Annotated in this window: 17 protein-coding genes; 5 read left to right on the forward strand and 12 right to left on the reverse strand. The window is 60.1% G+C overall.

The features are described from left to right. Window positions 1–55: 55 nt before the first annotated feature. From AAAX35_RS06325 to AAAX35_RS06365, 9 genes are all read right to left on the reverse strand, one after another. Window positions 56–547 carry a type II toxin-antitoxin system HicB family antitoxin gene (locus tag AAAX35_RS06325; RefSeq protein WP_349117093.1) on the reverse strand — a complete coding sequence of 164 codons (492 nt, stop codon included), beginning with the start codon at window positions 545–547 and terminating at the stop codon, window positions 56–58. Between the two features lie 220 nt (window positions 548–767). Continuing rightward, a complete protein-coding gene (locus tag AAAX35_RS06330; protein WP_349117094.1) occupies window positions 768–2,018 on the reverse strand; it encodes a HemK/PrmC family methyltransferase in 1,251 nt (416 codons plus the stop codon). A gap of 607 nt (window positions 2,019–2,625) precedes the next feature. Then, window positions 2,626–3,693, reverse strand: a complete 1,068-nt coding sequence (gene prfA, locus AAAX35_RS06335; protein WP_055252487.1) for a peptide chain release factor 1 — start codon at window positions 3,691–3,693, stop codon at window positions 2,626–2,628. A gap of 291 nt (window positions 3,694–3,984) precedes the next feature. Continuing rightward, a complete protein-coding gene (locus AAAX35_RS06340) occupies window positions 3,985–5,412 on the reverse strand; it encodes a M20/M25/M40 family metallo-hydrolase (protein ID WP_349117095.1) in 1,428 nt (475 codons plus the stop codon). Between the two features lie 72 nt (window positions 5,413–5,484). Next, entirely contained in the window at window positions 5,485–6,270 is a 786-nt protein-coding gene (locus tag AAAX35_RS06345) for an amino acid ABC transporter ATP-binding protein (RefSeq protein WP_349117097.1), read from the reverse strand. A 22-nt stretch (window positions 6,271–6,292) separates the two neighbouring features. Next, window positions 6,293–7,441, reverse strand: a complete 1,149-nt coding sequence (locus tag AAAX35_RS06350) for an amino acid ABC transporter permease (RefSeq protein WP_349117099.1) — start codon at window positions 7,439–7,441, stop codon at window positions 6,293–6,295. Window positions 7,442–7,450: 9 nt separating this feature from the next. After that, the gene (locus AAAX35_RS06355) at window positions 7,451–8,377 is read right to left on the reverse strand and encodes a transporter substrate-binding domain-containing protein (protein WP_349117100.1); all 927 of its coding nucleotides are present in this window, start codon (window positions 8,375–8,377) and stop codon (window positions 7,451–7,453) included. A gap of 293 nt (window positions 8,378–8,670) precedes the next feature. Next, window positions 8,671–9,564 carry an aldose 1-epimerase family protein gene (locus AAAX35_RS06360; protein ID WP_217108334.1) on the reverse strand — a complete coding sequence of 298 codons (894 nt, stop codon included), beginning with the start codon at window positions 9,562–9,564 and terminating at the stop codon, window positions 8,671–8,673. Between the two features lie 113 nt (window positions 9,565–9,677). After that, window positions 9,678–10,547: a hypothetical protein gene (locus AAAX35_RS06365; protein WP_349117102.1), complete on the reverse strand. Its 870-nt coding sequence runs from the start codon at window positions 10,545–10,547 to the stop codon at window positions 9,678–9,680. 251 nt (window positions 10,548–10,798) lie between these two features. On the opposite strand from AAAX35_RS06365, the gene AAAX35_RS06370 reads away from it, so the two are divergent. Together AAAX35_RS06370 and AAAX35_RS06375 are read left to right on the forward strand one after the other, a co-directional pair. After that, entirely contained in the window at window positions 10,799–12,049 is a 1,251-nt protein-coding gene (locus AAAX35_RS06370; RefSeq protein ID WP_342996160.1) for an MFS transporter, read from the forward strand. Window positions 12,050–12,094: 45 nt separating this feature from the next. Then, on the forward strand, window positions 12,095–12,541 hold the full coding sequence (locus tag AAAX35_RS06375) for a low molecular weight protein-tyrosine-phosphatase (RefSeq protein WP_035138777.1): 447 nt from the start codon (window positions 12,095–12,097) through the stop codon (window positions 12,539–12,541). A 186-nt stretch (window positions 12,542–12,727) separates the two neighbouring features. Here AAAX35_RS06375 and AAAX35_RS06380 read toward each other — a convergent pair whose 3' ends face one another. The 3 genes from AAAX35_RS06380 to AAAX35_RS06390 all read right to left on the reverse strand — a co-directional run bounded on the left by AAAX35_RS06380 (window position 12,728) and on the right by AAAX35_RS06390 (window position 15,420). Continuing rightward, window positions 12,728–14,089 carry an ATP-binding protein gene (locus AAAX35_RS06380; protein ID WP_349117104.1) on the reverse strand — a complete coding sequence of 454 codons (1,362 nt, stop codon included), beginning with the start codon at window positions 14,087–14,089 and terminating at the stop codon, window positions 12,728–12,730. A 184-nt stretch (window positions 14,090–14,273) separates the two neighbouring features. Beyond that, window positions 14,274–14,603: a TIGR04076 family protein gene (locus AAAX35_RS06385; protein WP_349117106.1), complete on the reverse strand. Its 330-nt coding sequence runs from the start codon at window positions 14,601–14,603 to the stop codon at window positions 14,274–14,276. After that, window positions 14,596–15,420 carry a PfkB family carbohydrate kinase gene (locus AAAX35_RS06390; RefSeq protein WP_349117107.1) on the reverse strand — a complete coding sequence of 275 codons (825 nt, stop codon included), beginning with the start codon at window positions 15,418–15,420 and terminating at the stop codon, window positions 14,596–14,598. The genes AAAX35_RS06385 and AAAX35_RS06390 overlap by 8 nt, the downstream gene beginning before the upstream one ends. Window positions 15,421–15,985: 565 nt before the next feature. Between AAAX35_RS06390 and AAAX35_RS06395 the strand changes: the two genes are divergently transcribed. Genes AAAX35_RS06395 through AAAX35_RS06405 form a run of 3 tightly spaced genes read left to right on the forward strand, consistent with a single transcriptional unit; the run spans window position 15,986 to window position 20,211 of the window. Continuing rightward, window positions 15,986–16,492 carry a MarR family winged helix-turn-helix transcriptional regulator gene (locus AAAX35_RS06395; protein WP_195521271.1) on the forward strand — a complete coding sequence of 169 codons (507 nt, stop codon included), beginning with the start codon at window positions 15,986–15,988 and terminating at the stop codon, window positions 16,490–16,492. After that, the gene (locus tag AAAX35_RS06400; protein WP_342996165.1) at window positions 16,485–18,299 is read left to right on the forward strand and encodes an ABC transporter ATP-binding protein; all 1,815 of its coding nucleotides are present in this window, start codon (window positions 16,485–16,487) and stop codon (window positions 18,297–18,299) included. Before AAAX35_RS06395 ends, AAAX35_RS06400 begins: the two co-directional genes overlap by 8 nt. After that, entirely contained in the window at window positions 18,292–20,211 is a 1,920-nt protein-coding gene (locus AAAX35_RS06405; RefSeq protein WP_349117109.1) for an ABC transporter ATP-binding protein, read from the forward strand. The genes AAAX35_RS06400 and AAAX35_RS06405 overlap by 8 nt, the downstream gene beginning before the upstream one ends. Window positions 20,212–20,276 lie beyond the last annotated feature (65 nt).

The following is a 20,276-nucleotide window of genomic DNA, read 5'->3' on the forward strand; positions in this document are numbered from 1 at the left end:
CCAGAGTGCATGTTGGTTTGGTGAGCGGCTCTAGTAGTCGGTGAAAGTCAGGGGGTTATTGGAAGGCTACAGACTTCTTTGGTCTTCCGGCGTGACGTTCTTGGGCGGCGTAGCGCTCGATGCTGTCTATCGTTATCATCCGACGGCCATCGACGAGTTCAACATCGAGCTTTCCGGCTTTGACCAGCGCGGTAATCCGCGGAGCGGAGACTTTGAGGTCCAGCGCTGCGCCTTTAAATGTTCGGCACGCCGCTTCCCGAGCGTCCTCGTGGTCGATTTCGACTGAAAGGGCCACGACCTCGGCCGAGTGTTCGTACCCTGCCGGAGTCAAACCGTTGTTGAGGTCGTCGGCCAAAAACGCCATCAGCGCCTCGGTGGCATGGGCAATCGCTTCTTCGCGTGTATCGCCATCGGCAAAGGCGCCGGGAATCTGCGGGAAGCTGGCGCAGTAACCGTCGTCTTCTTTTATGAGAACGCAGTCATAGGTAAATCGCTGCCTCATTTTGCCTCCAACTACCATCCAGCTTGGCGACGAATACTTGCCCACGTGCCCTTCTTTGGTCGATCACCACCAGAGCCGTTCACGGTGACAACACGGTCACCAGAAACATACTTAGCACGACTACCGACTTGCGCGACCTTCACGAATCCATCGTGCTTGGGTAGGGCAATGATTTCCCGAAAGATAGGAGGTTGCATGGGCCGACCTCTTTCAGCCGTCCTAATTATAAACTACTTTATAATTTTTGCTAACCAGTTAATAAATATTACTGGCGCTGCTTAGGCTCGGTGACGATGGCTCGGACGATGCGGGGGCGATCGGTAAGGTCATGGACGATACGCACGTCCGAAAGGCCTGCCTGGCGACAGAGCTCGGCCGCGGCATCGAGGGCACCCTCGTAGAGCTCGCAGGCAAACAGGCCGCCGGCGCGCAGCATGTAAGGCGCCGCATTGAGCAGGCGGCGGAAGATATCGAGGCCGTCGGCGCCGCCCTCGAGCGCCAGGTCGGGCTCAAAATCCTTGACCTCGTGCGGCAGCGAGCGCATAACGTCGGTCGGAATGTAAGGCGGGTTGGAGACGAGCACGTCAAAGGTGCCCCACTCCTCGCGGGGGATGGAGCTCACCAGGTTCGTGAGGCTGAAGGCGACCTCATCGGACGTAAGCCCGAGCGCGTCGCGGTTCTTGGTGGCCAGATCGATGGCGCGCGGCTCGATATCGGTGGCGGTGCAGGTGACATGGCCGCGACGCTCCCAGGCAAGGGAGAGCGAGATGCAGCCCGTGCCGCAACCGACCTCGAGAACGCGGGCAGTGCAGGGCTCGGTTGGGGCAGGCGCAGCGGCATCCTGAGCTAAAGCCGTCTCCTGGCCGGCACCCTCGATGGCGATGCCGTATTCGTCGAGCTCGGACTCGGCGGCTTCCGCGGCTTCGGCTTCTGCTGCCTGCGCGGCGGCTTCCTCGGCCTCGCGATCGGCCAGTTCCTCGGCATAGGCACGGCTGCCCAGTACGTCGCCGCCTAGCGCCGCCTCATCGGCAGCCGTCAGGTTAGCGGCACGGCGCTCGGCGGTCGCCCGTTCGTCTGCCAGCGCGGCCTCGGCCTTGCGTGCCTCCTCGACCTCATCGTTCCAAGGCAGCTCAACACGCTGACGGGCAGCAGCCTCGGGGCTCAGCACCTCGGCATCCAGATAATTGAGGACTTCCTCGACGAGCATCTCGGTTTCGGGGCGCGGAATGAGCACACCGGGAGCGCACGCGACGTCAATCATGCGAAACTGCGTGCTGCCGGTGATGTACTGCAGCGGCTCGCCTTTGGCGCGACGAACGACGGCCGCATGCATGGTCTCGAGCTGGGCCGCGTTAAGCGTCTCGTCCATACGCATATATAGGTCAATGCGCGCCAGGCCCGTGGCGGCGCACAGCAGCCACTCGGCAGAAAGACGGGGGTGCTCCTCGCCGCGCTCGGCCAGGTACTCCTTGGTCCACTCGAGACAACGCTTGATGGTCCAAATCTCGTTTGCCATGGGGCCCTCCCCTCTTAAGCGCCGGACGGCGCGCGAATGTCGGAGCAGATTGTACGCGAGGCCAGCGCATGGCAAGGGGCGATTGAAGGCGATTATCGAGAATCAGCCCAGAATTTTGCACCGGGCTCGCTCAAAGTGTTCATTCGCCGACGTCCATATCTGCATCCGTCAAGCTTTTGGCAAGGTTGACCCAAAACTGACCAATATCTAACCAAGAACTTGCCAAATCACTTGACGCGCGACGCGGTAAAAATCACCCCGCGACTTCTTGAACGATTTTTCGAGCAATATTTTCAATTGCAGATGAAGGCTGCTGATTGCTTTAAGCAGTTAGACAGCTTAATTTCTAACAAAGCAGATTAAATAAACTTGAAAAGTAATTTACCCAACCTAGTCATTTAAGAACGTCCCCAATGACTACCCCGCATCCGGAGCAAGGCAACGCCGCAGGTAGAGGACGGACAGCGAGCGGGTCGCATTTGAGACAAGGTGACGTGAAACGAAAGGGCGCTGACCTTCTGGTCGCGCCCTTGAAGTTGAACGTCAGATTGTCCAAATGCGGCCCGCGCAGCGTCGGCTGGTCCGCCGTTCGGTAGAACGGCGGAACCTACACAGCCTGTGCCAGCTTCTCGGCTCGCTCCGCGGCGGCGAGCGCCTCGATCACGGTGCCGAGCTGGTCGCCCAGAAGGACGCCGTTATAAGTGGAGTTGAAACCGATGCGGTGATCGGTCACGCGGTCCTGGGGCTGGTTGTAAGTACGGATCTTCTCGGAACGGTTGCCGTGGCCGATCTGGCTCTGGCGCTCGGCACCAAGCTCTGCCTGCTGCTTCTCGAGCTCCATCTCGTACAGGCGGGCGCGCAGCATCTGCATGCAGACTTCGCGGTTCTGGATCTGGGAGCGCTGTTCCTGCGACTGTACCACGGTGTTGGTGGGCAGGTGGGTGATGCGCACGGCGGAATACGTGGTGTTAACGCACTGACCGCCAGGGCCGGAGGCGCAGTAGGTGTCGATGCGCAGGTCGGACTGGTTGATCTGGACGTCGATTTCCTCGGCCTCGGGAAGTACGGCGACGGTAGCCGTGGAGGTCTGAATGCGGCCCTGGGACTCGGTCTTGGGGACGCGCTGGACGCGGTGCACGCCGGACTCGAACTTCATGACGGAGTAGACGCGGTCGCCCTCGACCTTGAACTCGATGGACTTAAAGCCGCCGGCCTCGCTGGGGCTGGAATCGAGCACGGTGGTCTTCCAGCCGCGCGACTCGCAGAAGCGCTGATACATCTTGTACAGGTCGCCGGCGAAGATGGCTGCCTCGTCGCCACCGGCGGCGGAGCGAATCTCGACGATGGTGTTCTTGTCGTCGTTGGGGTCGCTCGGGATGAGCATGTACTTAATGTCTTCCTCGAGCTGGGGAAGCTTGGCCTCGTTTTCGGAGATGTCCATCTGGAGCATCTCTTTCTCATCGGCATCGGTGGTGTCGTGGAGCATTTCCTTGGCAGCCTCGATGTCATCGAGCGCGCCGATATACTCGCGCGATGCGGCGATGAGGTCGGACTGGTGCGCGTACTCCTTGTTGAGACGCGTGAACTCCTTGATATCGGAGGCGACGGCCGGGTCGGAAAGCTTCTTCTCGAGCTCCTCGTAGGCCTTGATGATCTTTTCGAGCTTGTCGCGCATGACGGGACTCCTTTATATGCGTGAAGGTGAAAATCGGCAGAATTGATGGGGCGCATGGCGCCACTGCGGGGGTAAGCCCAGCTAGAACATGTCGATCTTCAGATACATGCGCATCCCTTCGCGTATGGGGTACATAGTTGCGGTCTAACCCATACATGATAGCGTGCGCAGGCAAACCTGCATATAACCCGCACGGAATGAGTGGACGTAGCCGTTGGGGACGCTCCTTAACGACTAGTCGTTTAAGAACGTCCCCAACGACTACCAAAGGAACTGTCGCTTTGTCACATTCTAGAACGTTTGAAGCAGAGCGATGAAAAAGCGCACGCCCTGGAGGTAGGCGCGGCGGGTGATGCGCTCGTTGGTGCCGTGGACGCCGCGCTCGCACTCGTCATCGTCTACCACAAAGGCCGAGAAGCGAATGCACTCGGAGCAAATGCGCTGGTAGTTGGCAGCATCGGTCGCACCGATCACGGTCGAGGGAACGATGCCGATAGGAGCTCCGCCCGCCGCCGATGACCCGTTTTCCTCCGTCCCCTTTGGATCGCGGAAATAGCGGGCGGCGATGGCGCGGACGGCCTCGAGCCCCGGTCCGCCGATGCGCGGAGACGGCGAGGGTTCGGAGCTGCCAGGGCCAAGTTCGACCTCCACACGGTTGGCGAGCCCCGCCTCGGCAACGGCGACGCGGCAGCGGGCCACGACATCGGCCACACTCGTGCCCTCGAGCATGCGGAAATTGATATTGGCCCACATATCCTGCGGCATCACGTTAGCACCGGTGCTACCGCCCTCGATTTGGGTCGGTGCACAGGTGGTGGTCACGAGCGGATAGAGCTTCTTGCTGGCGAGGCACTCGCGCACGATGGCGTCCTTGTTGGAGGCGATCTCGTCGGCCGTGTAGAGCCTCAGCTCGACGAGCTGGGCGGCAAGCAGGTCTGTGACGCGCGTCGGCCATTCGATATCGCAGATTGCGGCGATGGCACGGCTCAGTACCTCGAGCGAAGTGCCACCGTAGGGGTTGGAGGAATGCCCGCCCTCGCTACGCGTCCTCAACACGATATCGACGTAGCCCTTCTCCGCGAGATCGGCATGCATAAGCCGGCCCTCGCCCGCGCCGTACTCGGCGGCCGGAACGATGCGGTAGTCGCCCTCGTCGATCAGGAACTCGAGCTCAACACCGCGCTCCTCGAGCACGCGGCCGATGGCACCCGCACCGAACTGCGTGGTTTCTTCGTCCTGGCCAAAAGCCAGCAGCAGGGTACGCTTGTGCTCCCAGCCGTGGGCCAGCGCATACTCAACCGCCTCGAGAATACCTGCGACCTGGTCTTTCATGTCGATGGTGCCGCGGCCCCAAATGTAGGTATCGTCCACATGTCCGCTAAAGGGGGCGTGCGTCCAATCGTCCTCGGTGCCCGGCACCACGGGGACCACGTCCATGTGACCCATGAGCATAACGGGCTTGAGGGCAGAGTCGGAGCCGGAAAGCGTCACCAGCAGCGAATGATCGATGAGCTCGGCCTTGCCCGCCGCAAATACGTGCGGCCAGGCCTGCTGCATATACGCGCGCAGGTCATCGAACGGCTGCCAGTCCACCGCCTCGGCATCCATGCTCGAAATGGTCGGAAACGACAGCACGCGGCTCAGGCGCTCGCATGCACCGGCCTTGTCCAAATCGGCAAAATCACCCTCATGCGCAAAGAAGCGCCAAACCTCGGCCATGACATCCTTTCGATCGTGATGACGAGGGCCGCCCCACCGGAGCGGCCCTGCCACATAAGCGTTTGCGGTCGGTTATTTGTCCTCGAGATAGCGCGAGAGGAACTCGCGGGTACGCTGGTGCTTGGGGTTGCCGAAGAGCTCGGCCGGCGCGGCATCCTCGAGCACCACGCCCTTGTCCATAAAGACCACGCGGTCGGACACCGTGCGGGCAAAGGCCATCTCATGCGTGACGACGACCATGGTCATGCCGTCGGCAGCGAGCTTGCGCATGACCTCGAGCACCTCTCCCACGATCTCGGGATCGAGTGCGGAGGTCGGCTCGTCGAACAGCATGATCTGCGGGTTCATGCAGAGGGCACGAGCGATGCCCACGCGCTGTTTTTGACCACCGGACAGGCGACCCACGGCGGCGTGCGCGAACTTTTCGAGTCCCACGCTCGTCAGATGCTCCATCGCAATTTTTTCAGCCTCGGCCTTGCCCATCTTTTTGAGCGTGACGGGCGCGAGCGTGCAGTTGTCGAGCACGTCCATGTTGTTGAACAGGTTAAAGCCCTGGAACACCATGCCGATGTCCTCACGCAGCTTGTTAATGTTGCAACGCTCGGCCGTGAGGTCCTGGCCATGGAACCAGATATGGCCCGCGTCCGGGGTCTCGAGCAGGTTGAGGCAGCGCAGAAAGGTCGATTTGCCCGAACCCGAAGCGCCGATAATGGTAACGACCTCGCCGGGATTGACGGACAAGTCGATGCCCTTGAGCACCTCGAGCGAGCCGAAGCTCTTGCGCAGGCCCTCGACGCGGATGAGCGACTCTTCAGTTTGTGCGGCGGCCACAGCGCCGGTGGTAGTGGTATCTGCCATGATGATTCTCCTCGTCTTGAGCCTAGTTGGAGCTGGGCAGCGTGACCGGAGCCTCGGCGCCGAGCTTTTTGCCAAAGGCCTCGAGCAGGCGGCTCGCCACGAGCGTCAGGATCAGGTAGACCACGAGCGCCACGCAGTAGACCTCCATCTGGCGGTAGTACACGCCGGCGACGGTGGTGGTGGCGTACATGAGGTCAAACACGCCGATGACCGAGAGCACTGACGAATCCTTGATGTTGATAATGAGCTCGTTGGTGAGCGCCGGAATCGCGTTTTTAATGCCCTGGGGGAACACGACTTTGCGCATGGCTTGCCACTGCGACAGGCCCAGCGAGCGCGCCGCCTCGGCCTGGCCAGGATCGATGGACTCGATGCCGCCGCGCAGGACCTCCATCATGTAGGCGGTGGAGTTGAGCGAGATAGTGACGAGGCCGGCGGTGAAGGTGCTCCAGATCTGGTTGGCCTGGGCGGTCTCGAAGCCCATGCCGCGCAAAACGGTGAAGCCCGCGTAATAGATGAGCAGGCCCTGGACCATCATGGGCGTGCCGCGCACGATGGTGGAGTAGACGGTCGCAAAGCCGCGGCCGATACTCTTAAAGAAGCGCACCAGATCGTTGTCCACGCGATCGAACGTCTGAATACGCAGGAACACAAAGAGCAGCGCCAGGAAGAATGCGATGACGGTGCCGAAGGTGGCAAGTGCGATGGTGATCTCGATGCCGCGGATAAAGAAGTCGCCGCTCTTGTAGGTCATATAGACCAGGCTCGACAAAAAGTCGCTGGGGTTGGAATCCGAGACAATGCTCACCTGTACCAGGTCGATAAACGACATGACGCAACGGTCGATAAAGAAGATCGCCGCGATGGCGACCACGACATAGCTGCCCAGGCGTGCGCCACGACGGAAACGCTCGGATGCGAACGGCGACGTTTCGCGATAGTCGTTCCAGTGCATGAGCTTGGTGACCAGCGCCGCCGCCGACACGACGAGCCACGCCCAAAGGATTGCCCAGAGGCAGTCTTGGAACACGCCCGTAGGCGCCAAGAAGCTCAGCGGCGTGGGGTTGCGTTGGCTAAACGCCAGGCCGAGCGCCGCGATAACGCTCGTGCCCAGGTACACATAACGGTGGTCGGCCTTGATAAAGGAGGCCAGGCGATTGATGGTTTTCATGCTGCCTCCCTATGCCGGCTGACGGTCGAGGCACGCGTCCCACATTTGGTCGCGCTCCTCTTGGCTAATGCCCTTGAGTGTCTTGTCGATGAGCTTAAGCAGCTTGTCCGAGCCCTTGCGGCAGCCGACGTTTGCCGCGACCTCCTGCTTAAAGCCCTCGCCCTCGGCAAAATGAATAGGGACAATGCCCGGATTTTGGGCCATATAGCCCTTCTCGTTCTCGGTGTTGTACGTCACGGCGTCACAAGTACCCTGCAGCAGGTTCGAGAACACCGTGGGAACCGAATCGACCGGGTTCTTGTGGACAACGCCCGGGATCTCGTCGATGACGGTATCGAGCATGGTGTCCTTTTGGCCGAGTACCGTGGCACCGCTAAAGTCGCTGAGCTTGGTGGCGTTTTGGTAGGGGGATCCCTCTTTTACGAACAGGCCAAAGTAGCCAATGAAGTACGGGTCGGAAAAGCCGACGGACTCCTCACGCTCGGGCGTGGCGCTCATACCGGCGATGATGAGGTCGATCTGGCCGTTGTTGAGCGAATCGATAAGGCCCGAGAAGCTCTGCTTGACGGCAACGGGCTCGCCACCGAGGGCCTTGCAGACGATCTTGGCGATCTGCACGTCGTAGCCATCGGCATAGGCGCCCTGCACGTTGTCGATGGGGATGGTGTACTCACTGGCTTCGGAAACCTGCCAGTTGTACGGGGCGTAGGCCGCCTCCATGCCGATGCGGATCTTATCCTTGCCGATAACGGAATCGGACAGGTCGTCGCGACCGCCACCCGTCGTGGGCTGAACTACTTCCAGCGTGGAGGGGCGCTGGCAACCGGCAAGTGCGCCGACGACGACAGTAGCGCTCGCAGCGAGAGCGCTACCCAAAAAGATGCGACGGCTGCATACCGGCTGTGGATGCGCGTCGCGTTGATGGGGAGAATGCATAATCTGCCTTCCCTGTTGAATCGTATGCTGACGACTTAACAGGATACCGCTCAGCGCTACCTCCAGCAAATGCATATATAAATGCATATATACAAGTTTACGAACTGAAAACGATTGATAGTCGTTGGGGACGTTCTTAAACGACTAGTCAAACAAGAACGTCCCCAACGACTAGGCATGAAAAAGGCAAGGCATAAACCTTCTGGTCATGCCTTGCCTTTTGAATGACAAATTGTCGCCCTGGGCGGCGCGCAGCGTCGACCGGCCCGCCGTTCATTAGAACGGCGGAACCTCTAGAGCAGGGTGACGCTAAAGCTACGTTTATCGGTAGCGCCGGGAGCCAAGGTGATGGTGTTGACCTTGTGCTCAAAGACGTCGTCCTCGGTGTCCATGGTGGTGTGACCGGTCCAGGGCTCGAGCGCCACAAACGGGGCGTCGTTGGCGGCAGACCACACGCCAATGTACTTAAAGCCCTCAAAGTCGATCTTGACGCCGTGGCCCGACTTGCGGCCGCGCAGCGTGAGCGTGGAGCCCGGGGTATCAGTGAACATGATGGCGTCGTTATCGAAGCTGCGGTGCGTGATGGGCAGCACGTCCGAGTTATCGGGAGCCTTGTAACTGCCCTCGAACGTCATAAGACCGTCGGGCGTGATGATGGGAGCCTCATTAGTCCAAGCCTCGGTAAACGCCAGCTCGTAATCCTCGAATGCCTCGTCCTCGGCACCGGGAGCCGGTACGTTAAACGCGGGGTGGCCGCCCACCGAGAACGGCAGGTCCACGTCGCCGGTATTGGTGACGGCAAAGGTCTGGGTAAGTGTGGCGTCACCAGTCAGGGCATAGGTCATGTTGAGCTTAAAGTGGAACGGGAACGCCTTGAGCGACTCGGGCGTGTCGGTGATCTCGTACGTTACCGAGGAGCCGTCCTCCGAAACCTCGACCAGCTTGTGTTCGACGATGCGCGCGAGTCCGTGGCGCGGCATCTCGCAGGTGCCGGCCGCAGACGTCGCCGTGTTGTTGCGCAGCGAGCCCACAATAGGGAACAGGATGGGCGCGTGCTTGCCCCAAAAGGCCGGGTCGCCCTGCCACAGATACTCGTTGCCGTTGAGGGCAAGGCTCGTGAGCTGGGCGCCCATGGAATCGATGGCCGCGGTGAGGCCGCCGCGCTTGATGGTAGTGACGGTAGACATGCTACTTCCTCCAAAAATAAACAATAGTGTCGAGGGCTATTGTCCCACTCTTGGCGGCGGGACGGGACAGCAGGCGATTATTGAGTAGTCATAGCGGAATGAGCGGCGAGCACCTACTGGGTATCCACGTAAAGGTCGAACCCGCCCTGCGGTGTGGTGTCGACCGTGTCGGGCGCCTGTGAGTTAAAACTCACGGGGACCATGCGCTTTGAGGCACGGAAGCGCGTGCCGTCGGTGGCGACGGGCGGTTCATCGACGGTGAGCTCGTAGTCGCCGGGCTTAAGTTCGATGCCGTCACCAGCGGAATTGACGTATTGATACTCGTCAATCGTCTGCCCTTTGAGCGTGCGCCCCACGATGTGGATGAGCATTTGGCTGTCGCCGCGCGCGGTGTCCCACGTCGCGCCGTCCTTGACCTCGACCGACACATGTACCGAGCGCGTGCGGCCGAGCGATTGCTCGATAGACATCTCGACCTTGGCGGCGTCTTTTCGCTGTTGTTCAACATGGCTCCAGACGTTTCCAATTACCGAGCATGCGATAACGCCGGCCATGAAGGCGATAAGGATGGGGCCGAGCGGAGAGCGACGTCCTGCATCTTCCTCGCGAGACAGATTGGGACGACGTGTGGGCGCGGGCGCCTGAGCACCCTGCGAGGGCACGTCGAGAATACTGAAGGATGCCGTGCTGTCGGGGTCGATGTTATGGCGCGGCTGCGGGGTCTTGGCCGGCGAGATGGACATGTCCGCCGGCTCACCGAGTGTGGCCGTGGCATCGGCCTTAGCCTCATCGGCCTCGGCTTGGGCCCAAGCCTGCTCAAAGGTCAGGGGCTCGGCGGCATCGGAGGCGGCATCAGGCTCGACAGCGGCATCGTTGCCGGTCTCGTCCTCGTCGCTCGACACGTCACGCGACGCGGGCTCGTCCCACTCCTCGTCCGGAGCCTCGCCCTCGCTATACCACCATTCAAAGTTATCGATATCCATACGGGGCGCCCCTTAGGCCTCGCAAATAAACACTCGCTAGTCTTATACCCCCAGACGGCACCGAAGCTCACCCGCGCCGGACACGAAAACCGTCGCAACATTCGACGTTTTTCCTCGTTTTCGAGATTTTCATCGAATGTTGTGACGGTTTAGGCGGCAGCCACGCCGCGAATGTGACAAAGAGACTGTCCCTTTGTCACATTCTGTTAGAGTTGCAGGGATTGAATCCCGCTTATTCACGCGACATTGGAGTGACAACCTTGACCGCCGCAACCACGCCAAAAAGTAAGTCAACCGCCGCCGCGCTCTCCCCCGCGCGCACCAATCTTTGCCTGGCGCTGCTCGTGCTGTTGGGATTCTCGCTCGGCTGCTCCGAGTTCGTGGTCATCGGCATCGAAAGCGACCTAGCGACGGAACTCGGCGTATCGCTTGCCACCGCAGGCCAACTTATTAGCGTGTTCGCACTGATCTACGCTATCTCGACGCCGGTGCTCGCGCTCAGTACGGGGCGTTTTCGCCGCTACCAGCTGCTCGTGTGCTACAGCATCGTCTTTGTGCTCGGCAACCTGGTCATGGCGTTGGCGCCCAACTTCCAGGTGCTGTTCATCTCGCGCATCATCCTGGGCTCCGTCTCGGGCGCACTGCTCGCCGTGGGCGTGACGTACATCCCCGAGCTTCTGTCTCCGCAGCAAACTTCGCTTGCCATCTCGGTGGTATATGGTGCGTTTTCCGTGGCAATGGTCTTTGTCACTTCGATCGGCAAGTTTGTGGCCGACACGCTCGATTGGCACGTGGCCATGTACGGCACGCTGGCCTTTGCCGTTCTGATCTGCGGAGCGCTCGTGGCGTTTATGCCGCGCGCTGGGCAAACCGACGAGCCCGCCACTTTTCGCGAGCAGGCGGGTCTGCTACGCGAGCCGAGCATCATCACCGGCATGCTCATCTTTTTGTTTGGCGTGGGGTCGGTCTACGTTTTCTACGGCTACGTGACGCCTTATCTTGAGCAGGTGCTGGGCATGGGCACGGTCGAAGCCAGTACCACGCTCATGGCCTACGGCGTGTTCTGCCTGATCTCGAACATCCTGGGCGGATGGATCGATGCGCGCTTTGGCATGAAGGCGCTACTCGTGACGTTTGTGCTGCAGGCTGCAGCGTTACTCGGACTGTTTGCTGTGGGCGGCACCATGCCGCTCGCGCTGGTCTTTGTCTTTAGCCTGGCGCTGCTCATGTACCTGTTCTCGGTGTCGTGCATCACGCACTTTATGGACGTGGCACGCAGCCGCCATCCCAAGTCGATGGTACTCGCAAGTTCGGTTGAGCCCATGGCGTTTAACGTCGGCATCTCGTTTGGCACCGCAGTGGGCGGCACCGTGGTAAGCAGCGTTGGCATTGCATATGTAGGCGCAGTGGGTGCCGCGTTCTCGCTTGTGGCCTGGGTGCTTACGCTGGTGACGATTAAGTTGGCTCGCTGGGAACGCAAGAGGGCGATGGCGCAGGCGTAGATGCGATACTCGAGCTCGATGATGGCGATCGAAAGGAAACCGCATATGCAACGTGTACTGTTCATCTGCTATGGAAACATCTGCCGCTCGACGATGGCCGAGTCGGTGTTTACCGAGCTCGTGCGCCGCGCTGGGCGCGAGGCGGAGTTTGCCATCGATTCCGCGGCGACCTCGACCGAGGAGATCGGCAACCCGCCACACCACGGTACCGTTGCCAAGCTACGCGAGGTCGGGATTCCCGTCGTCGCACATCGCGCACGTCAGGTGCGTCGCGCGGAGTATGGCGACTGGGACCACATTGTCTATATGGACGACGAGAACGCCCGCGCCCTGTACCGAATTTTTGGGAAGGACCCCGATGGCAAGATCTCGCGCCTGCTCGATTGGACCGATCGCCCCGGCGACGTGGCCGACCCCTGGTACACCGGCAATTTCGACGCCACCTACCGCGATGTACTCGCCGGTTGCACCGCCATGCTCGAGCAGCTGTAGGCGCTCGGGCGGCGCGGGCACACGGGCCACGCCATCGGCATAAAACGAGCGTGGATTTTCTCCCACTTTGAGCGTTCGAGTGCGCTCTAAACGGGAGAAAATCCACGCTCGTTATCTCGGTGGGAGAAAATCCACACTCATGAATGTGACAAAGGGACTGTCCCTTTGCCACATCCGGGACCGGTCCTAGACCGGCTTGACCTCCAGCTTTATCCCCTCGGCGCAGGAGTCGCCCAAAACATCCGAAAGGGCCCAGGTCGCATATAGCGGCAAATAGAGAACCGCTCCGTTGCGCTCAACGTTGCCTCTCGAGAAAACAATCCCGAGCCTTACGCCATATTCAGCCGTATCAAGCACATGACCGAGCGCAGCGTGCGCGTGGTAATAGGAGCCCGATTTAACCTCGATCGGAACAGCCGTCCCATCCGGTCCGTCGACCACAAAGTCCACTTCACCGCGCTTTTTTGTCTGATAGTAGTAAAGCTGGCGATTTTGGGCAGCCAGCTGCTGGGCCACCACGTTTTCGTAAATGCCGCCCAGATTGGGCTCCTTGCTATCAAGATACGCCGCTTGGGCGACTCCAACGGGGTAGCGCGCCATCAACATGCCCGTATCCGATTGGTATAGCTTGAACTGCGATGGCCGTGCCGTCTTGAGCAGGGGCGACTTTGGCTCGGTTACGATATCGGCTTTGAGAGCAACGCCGGCATCGACAAGCCAGACAAAATCTCGCTGGTACTTCTCATAATGCGCCTTGGGGTCAATGGAATTGAGCACGAAACGCTTGTGTTCGCCCTCAAGCATAATGGGGAGCTGATCGTAGATGCTCTGCACCTGAAGGGCACGCCCGCTTGCATACTTGGAAATATCCCGTCGGTACTGTTCGTTGAGCTCTGACTGTAGCTGACGAACAGAGGCAAGGTCGCCCTGCGTGTCAAGGAAACGCTGCACGACCTCCGGCATTCCGCCGACAACGGTATAGGTCCTGAAGTTTGCCATCATCGCGTCATGAATGTAATCAGGAATGGGCCTCTCGCTGATACACGCGTTACGTATCGTTTGGCGAGCCCCCTCGCTCACCCCGGTTGCCCAGCAAAACTCCTCAAAATCGAGCGGGAACATCCTAAGCTCGTGGACATACCCCACGGGATAGGACCTGACGCCCTTGAACTGAGTCCCGAGCATTGACCCCGAAAACGCCCAGCGGCACCTCCCGTCCTCAACAAGGAACTTTGCCATCGTCATGATGTCGGGGGCCTCTTGGACCTCATCGATAAACACGAGCGTTTTGCCTGGTGCAATCGACTTTCCCGAAAGAAGCGTCACCCTGCTGATGAAATCATCGGCATCCCGCGCCTCGAGAAGAGCATCTTTTGCCTGGCGATTTTCCATGAGGTTAAGCTCGATGTAGGTTGCATGGTTGGCTTTGCCAAATGCGCGAATCGAATAGCTTTTGCCGATCTGGCGAGAACCCGTAATGAATAAGGCCTTTTGCTCGACAGACTTCAGCCAGCGCTCCAGCTCTGCCGCTATTTTCCTGCGCAGCACAGGCTCTCCCCTCAGTGTCATCAAATGAAATGCAAAGTTTTATACGCTTGATTATCGATAAAACGTAGAATTTTTAGAACCTAAAATCGGATGAAATGCAGAGATTTGAGATTACAAGCACAATAGAAGGAACACCACCGGCGAATGTGACAAAGGGACTGTCCCTTTGTCACATTGCGCTCGACTACTCGTCGACGATCTCGGCAAGCCAGACGTTCAGCGTATCGACCTCGGGACAGCAGAACTTTGCCGTACCGGGCTCGTTGCCAGGCACGGTTCCGCCATAGCGCAGGATATCGATATAGGGAAAGCCCACATGGCAGGCCATGGCGCACATCTTGCCGCGATCTCGGTCAAAGTCAAAAACGTCGCCCGGCTTGTGGCCATGGTGGCAGCGACACGCACCCAGCTGGTCCACGCAGCTCACGCGGATACGCGGCCGCTTGCCCCGCGGCGCGCCGAGCGGCTTGTTCTCGCCCACAGGCTTGGCGCCGCCCTCGCCAGCATTACTCATGGTCAATCACATCCAGGCAGGCCTCGATGGGCAGGCCGGCGGACTTGTCCTCTTGGTCGGCATTGCGCTCGATAAGCTCAGCCACCACACGCATGGCATCGGACGTCGCGCGCTGCAGACTCCAACCTGCCATAACGCGGCCGACGAGCACCGCCGAGAACGTGTCGCCCGTGCCCGGGAAATAGACCGGGATCAGGTCGAAGGGAATCGTGAAGTACTCCCCCGCCACATGGTCGTAACCGATGACGATATTCGCACCGTCGACCACAGCGCTCGTAATGACCACCGACTTGGCGCCCAGGGCACGCACGGCATCCACAAGAGTGCGGCCCTCATCGGGCGTGATTTGCTCGGCAATGGGCGTATCGGTGAGCAGGCACGCCTCGGTGTAGTTTGGCACCGCATAGTCGGCGCACTCGAGCAGGCTGCGCATGAGACCGATCGTGGACTCGGGCACGCCGGCGTAGAGCTTGCCGTTGTCGCCCATGATGGGGTCGACGAACACCTTGGTACCCTTTTGCGCGCGACGGTGGCAGAAGTCCGAAATGATGCGCGTCTCTTCCTCGGTCACGATAAAGCCGGTAGAGATGGCGTCGAACTCAAAGCCGAGCTCCTCCCAGATGGCGAGGCTCTGGCGCACGTACTCGGTGGTGTCGTGGATGTAGAACTTGGGATAGTTGAGCGTATCGGACACAAGTGCCGTCGGCAGGTTGTGGATGCGGTAGCCCATGTGCGACAGCACCGGCAGCATGGCGGAAAGCGCGACCTTGCCGTAGCCGCACATATCGTTGATCAGCAGCAGCTGAGTGTTCTTCATGAGGGTCTCCCTTGGTTCGGGCACGGCGCAGCAGCGCCACAGTGCGACTAAGTGTAGCGCAGGGAGCACGGCAGGCGGGCGCTGGTGCCGTGGAGGTCGAATTGTTGCGGAAAGGTTACGGAAAGGAGGAAGTTAGTCGTTGGGGACGTTCTTAAATGACTAGTCAAACAAGAACATCCCCAACGACTACCGAAGCGGACCGTGCCGGAATCACAGGTTGAGGACGGACAGCGAAAACGCTCCTAGGCGAGCAAGGTGGCGTGAAAGAGGAGGGCATAGGCCTTGTGGCCATGCCCGACGATTGAACGCCAGATTGCCGCTTAGGAGCGTTTGCAGCGTCGGCCGGTTACGGCGTTTGGTAAAACGCCGTAACTATAAGGTCATGCCGCCGAAGTTGAAAGGCAGATTGCTGCTCTGGCGGGTTTGCAGCGTCGAGCCGTTACGCGGTTTGGTAAAACCGCGTAACCACTAGTTTGGTACCTTGACATTCATTTCTCATGCTCCTAGATTGGTTAGGCACAAAACAATTCCACTACCTAACTAAAGAAAGGAGCAACACTAATTCATGTGCGATGAACCTCTTAACCTTTGTTCGCACGAGCCCGACGGCGACCCGTCACAGCCGGCGGATGCACCCGAAGCGGTTAGCTCAGAAGACAAGCTTGCCAAACGCATCCTCAATGGCCTGGGCTTTTGCGGCCATTACATGCATTTTCATGGCGGAGGCGTGTCCGGCAAGGCGCCCATCATCTGCCTGCTGGCCAAGCAACCCGGCGGCGAGATGTCGCAGCAGGAACTCGGCATGCACTTTGACCTCAAGCCGGGGTCGCTTTCCGAGATCCTGTCCAAACTCGAGCTCAACGGCCTCATCGAGCGCAGCCGTAACCCCAAGGATCGACGGCAGCTCACCATTCGCCTGACCGAAACCGGCCGGGAAAACGCCCGCATCGACCAGGCAGCCCGCATTCGCTTTAGAGAGCAGGCCTTTGGTGCCCTCACCCACGACGAGCGCGAACAGCTCGCCGAAATGCTCGAGAAAATCCGTGTAACCTGGGAGGAACTGGATGATTAAAACCCTCATGGGAAGCATCCGCGACTATATGAAAGTCACCGTTGCCACGCCGCTGCTCGTGCTTGGCGAGGTGCTCTGCGAGATGCTGATTCCATTTATCACCGCCAACCTGATCGACGCCATCAAAGACGGCGCCACCGTAGCCGAGATGCTTCCCACCGCAGGCTTTTTGGTGCTCATCGCGCTGACGTCGCTTGCTTTTGGCGCCGCTGCCGGCGTCACCTGCAGCCATGCGAGTTGCGGCTTCGCCAAGAACCTGCGTCACGACCTGTTCTACAAGATCCAGACGTTCAGCTTTGCCAACATCGATGAGTTCTCGAGCTCCTCGCTCGTCACGCGCCTGACCACCGATATCAACAACGTGCAGCAGGCCTTTATGATGATCATCCGTATCGCCGTGCGCGCGCCGCTGGTATTGATCTTCGCCTTTACCATGGCATTTATCATGGGCGGCAGCGTCGCCATGGTCTACCTGGTCATCATTCCGCTGCTGGGCTTTGGACTGTTCTTTATCATCTTTAAGGTGCGTCCCATCTTCTCGCGCGTGTTCCACAAGTACGACGCCCTTAACGAATCCGTCGAGGAAAACGTCACCGGCATGCGCGTGGTCAAGAGCTACGTGCGCGAAGACTTTGAGAAGGAGAAGTTCGCGACCGCCGCACGCGACGTCCAGATGGACTTCACCCGCGCCGAGAAGCTGCTCGCCTTTAACAACCCCATGATGAACATCTGCGTCAACGGCGCGTTTGTCGTCATCATCTACCTGGGCTCCAAGCTCATCATCACGAGCCAGGGCACGCTGTTCGACGTGGGCCAGCTCTCCTCGATCTTTACCTATGGCTTCCAGATCCTCATGAGCCTGATGCAGCTGTCGATGATCTTTGTCATGGTGACCATGGCCGACGAATCGGCACACCGCATTACCGAGGTGCTTGCCGCCGAACCCACGATCGCCGATCCCGCCGAGCCCGTGCTCGAGGTTGTCGACGGCTCCATCGACTTTGACCACGTGAGCTTTAAGTATTCCGCGCATGCGAAGCGCCAAGCGCTCGACGATATCGACCTGCACATTAAGAGCGGCGAGACCATCGGCATCATCGGCGGCACCGGCTCGGCCAAGTCCACGCTTGTAAACCTCATCGCCCGCCTGTACGACGCCACCGAGGGCACCGTGCGCGTGGGCGGCATGGACGTGCGCGACTACGACTTGGACGCCTTGCGCCACCAAGTGGCCATGGTGCTACAGAAAAACGTGCTGTTTAGCGGCACCATCGCCGAGAATCTGCGCTGGGGCGACCCGAACGCCACCGACGAGGAGGTCCGCGAGGCGGCACATCTGGCCTGCGCCGACGAGTTTGTCGACGGCTTCCCCAAGGGCTATGACACCTGGATCGAACAGGGCGGCTCCAATGTTTCCGGCGGTCAGAAGCAGCGCCTGTGCATTGCGCGCGCCCTGCTGCGTCGCCCCAAGATCTTGATCCTGGACGACTCCACCAGCGCCGTCGACACCAAGACCGACGCCAAGATCCGCGCAGGGCTGGCAAGCTATCTGCCCAACACGACCAAGCTCATCATCGCCCAGCGCATTAGCTCCGTGCAGGACGCAGACCGCATCATCGTCATGGAGGGCGGCCGTATCGCGCAGATCGGTAACCACGACGAGCTGCTCAAGACGAGCGAGATCTACCGCGAGACCTTCACCTCGCAGAACAAGATGTCCGCCGAGGGCGAAGGGGCCGTCGAGGCCGACACCGAGGCATCCGCAACACAAGCTCAGACCCAGGAAGGAGGCGAGGCACATGAGTAAGGCAACGACCGCCGAGCGCGCGCTCAACCGCAAGGGCGGCACCATGTCGCGCCTCATCAAGACGCTCTTTGGCTTCTACCCCGTGCTTTTGCCCCTCGTCGTCGTCGGCGTGGTGCTCTGCGCCATCATCAACTCCATCGGCGCGACCTTCCTTCAGAGCGCCCTGCAGATTATTAGCGAATCGTGGCAGTCGGGCGATTGGGAAGCTGCACAGCCCCAGATCGCACAGCTCGTGACCACCCTCGCCTGCATCTACGGCGTCGGCATCCTGTCCTCGCTGTTCTGGAACCGCGCCATGGCCATCGTCACGCAGGGCTCACTCGAGAAGCTGCGCGAGAAGATGTTCAACCGCATGCAGGACCTGCCGATTCGCTACTTCGACACGCACCAGCGCGGCGACATCATGAGCCACTACACCAACGACATCGACACGCTGCGCCAGATGATCAGCCAGTCGCTGCCCAACCTGCTCATGACGACCATCGTCATCGTCACGGTGTTCTTTATCATGCTGTACTACAGCGTTTGGATGTGCCTGGTCATTGTGGCAGGCGTCGCCTTTATGACCTTTATGACCAAGCTGCTCGGCTCCAACTCCGCGCGCTTCTTCATTGCGCAGCAGACCGAGCTCGGCGTGGTCGAGGGCCATATCGAGGAAGTCATGAACGGCCAGAAGGTCGTCAAGGCATTCTGCCACGAGTCTGCCGCCGAGGCCGATTTTGACGAGCGCAACGAAAAGCTCTTCGAGGTCTCGCAGAAGGCCAACATGTACGCCAACATCCTCATGCCCATCCTTATGAACCTGGGAAACCTGCTCTACGTGCTGGTCGCACTGGCAGGCGGCATTTTCCTGGCGCTGGGCGTGCCCAACCTGAGCATCTCGGGCATGGCGCTGTCCATCGCCGTCGTGGTGCCGTTCCTCAACATGACAAAGCAGTTCTGCGGACAGATTGGCCAGATCTCGCAGCAGATCAACGCCGTGGTCATGGGCCTCGCCGGTGCCGACCGCATCTTTGAGCTCATTGACGAGAAGCCCGAGGCCGACGAGGGCTACGTGACGCTCGTCAACGCGCAGGTGAACCCCGACACCTGGCAGCTCGAGGAGGCCGACCACCACACCGGCATGTGGGCGTGGAAACATCCGCACCGCGCGACCGGCGAGATCGAATACGTGCCGCTGCGTGGCGACCTGGTCATGGACAACGTCGACTTTGGCTACACGCCCGACCACGAGGTACTGCACGGCGTGTCCGTGTTTGCCAAGCCGGGCCAGAAGGTCGCGTTTGTCGGCGCCACCGGTGCGGGCAAGACGACCATCACCAACCTCATCAACCGCTTCTATGACATCGCCGACGGCAAGATCCGCTACGACGGCATCAACGTCAACAAGATCCGCAAGGCCGATCTGCGCCGCTCGCTGGGCGTGGTGCTGCAGGACGTAAACCTGTTCACCGGCACCGTGATGGATAACATCCGCTACGGCAATCTGGATGCCACCGACGAGGAGTGCATCGCGGCAGCAAAGCTCGCCGGCGCGGACGACTTTATCACCCGCCTGCCCGACGGCTACGACACGATGCTCACCGGCAACGGCGCCCAGCTGTCGCAGGGCCAGCGCCAGCTGATCTCGATCGCACGCGCCGCCGTCGCCGATCCGCCGGCGATGATCCTGGACGAGGCCACGTCGAGCATCGATACCCGCACCGAGGCCATCGTGCAAGCCGGCATGGACAAGCTCATGGAAGGCCGCACGACGTTTGTCATCGCGCACCGCCTGTCCACCGTGCGCAACTCCGACGCAATCATCTGTCTGGACCACGGCCGCATCATCGAGCGCGGCAACCACGACGAGCTAATCGCCAAGCGCGGATACTACTATCAGCTCTATACCGGAGCGTTTGAGCTGGAGTAGTTCGGCTCGCCGAGATGGCCGATTTGCCGCTCATTCGTCGGGCATGACCCTAAGGTCAATGCCCT

The organism is Collinsella sp. CLA-ER-H11 (assembly GCF_040092445.1).
Taxonomy (GTDB): domain Bacteria; phylum Actinomycetota; class Coriobacteriia; order Coriobacteriales; family Coriobacteriaceae; genus Collinsella.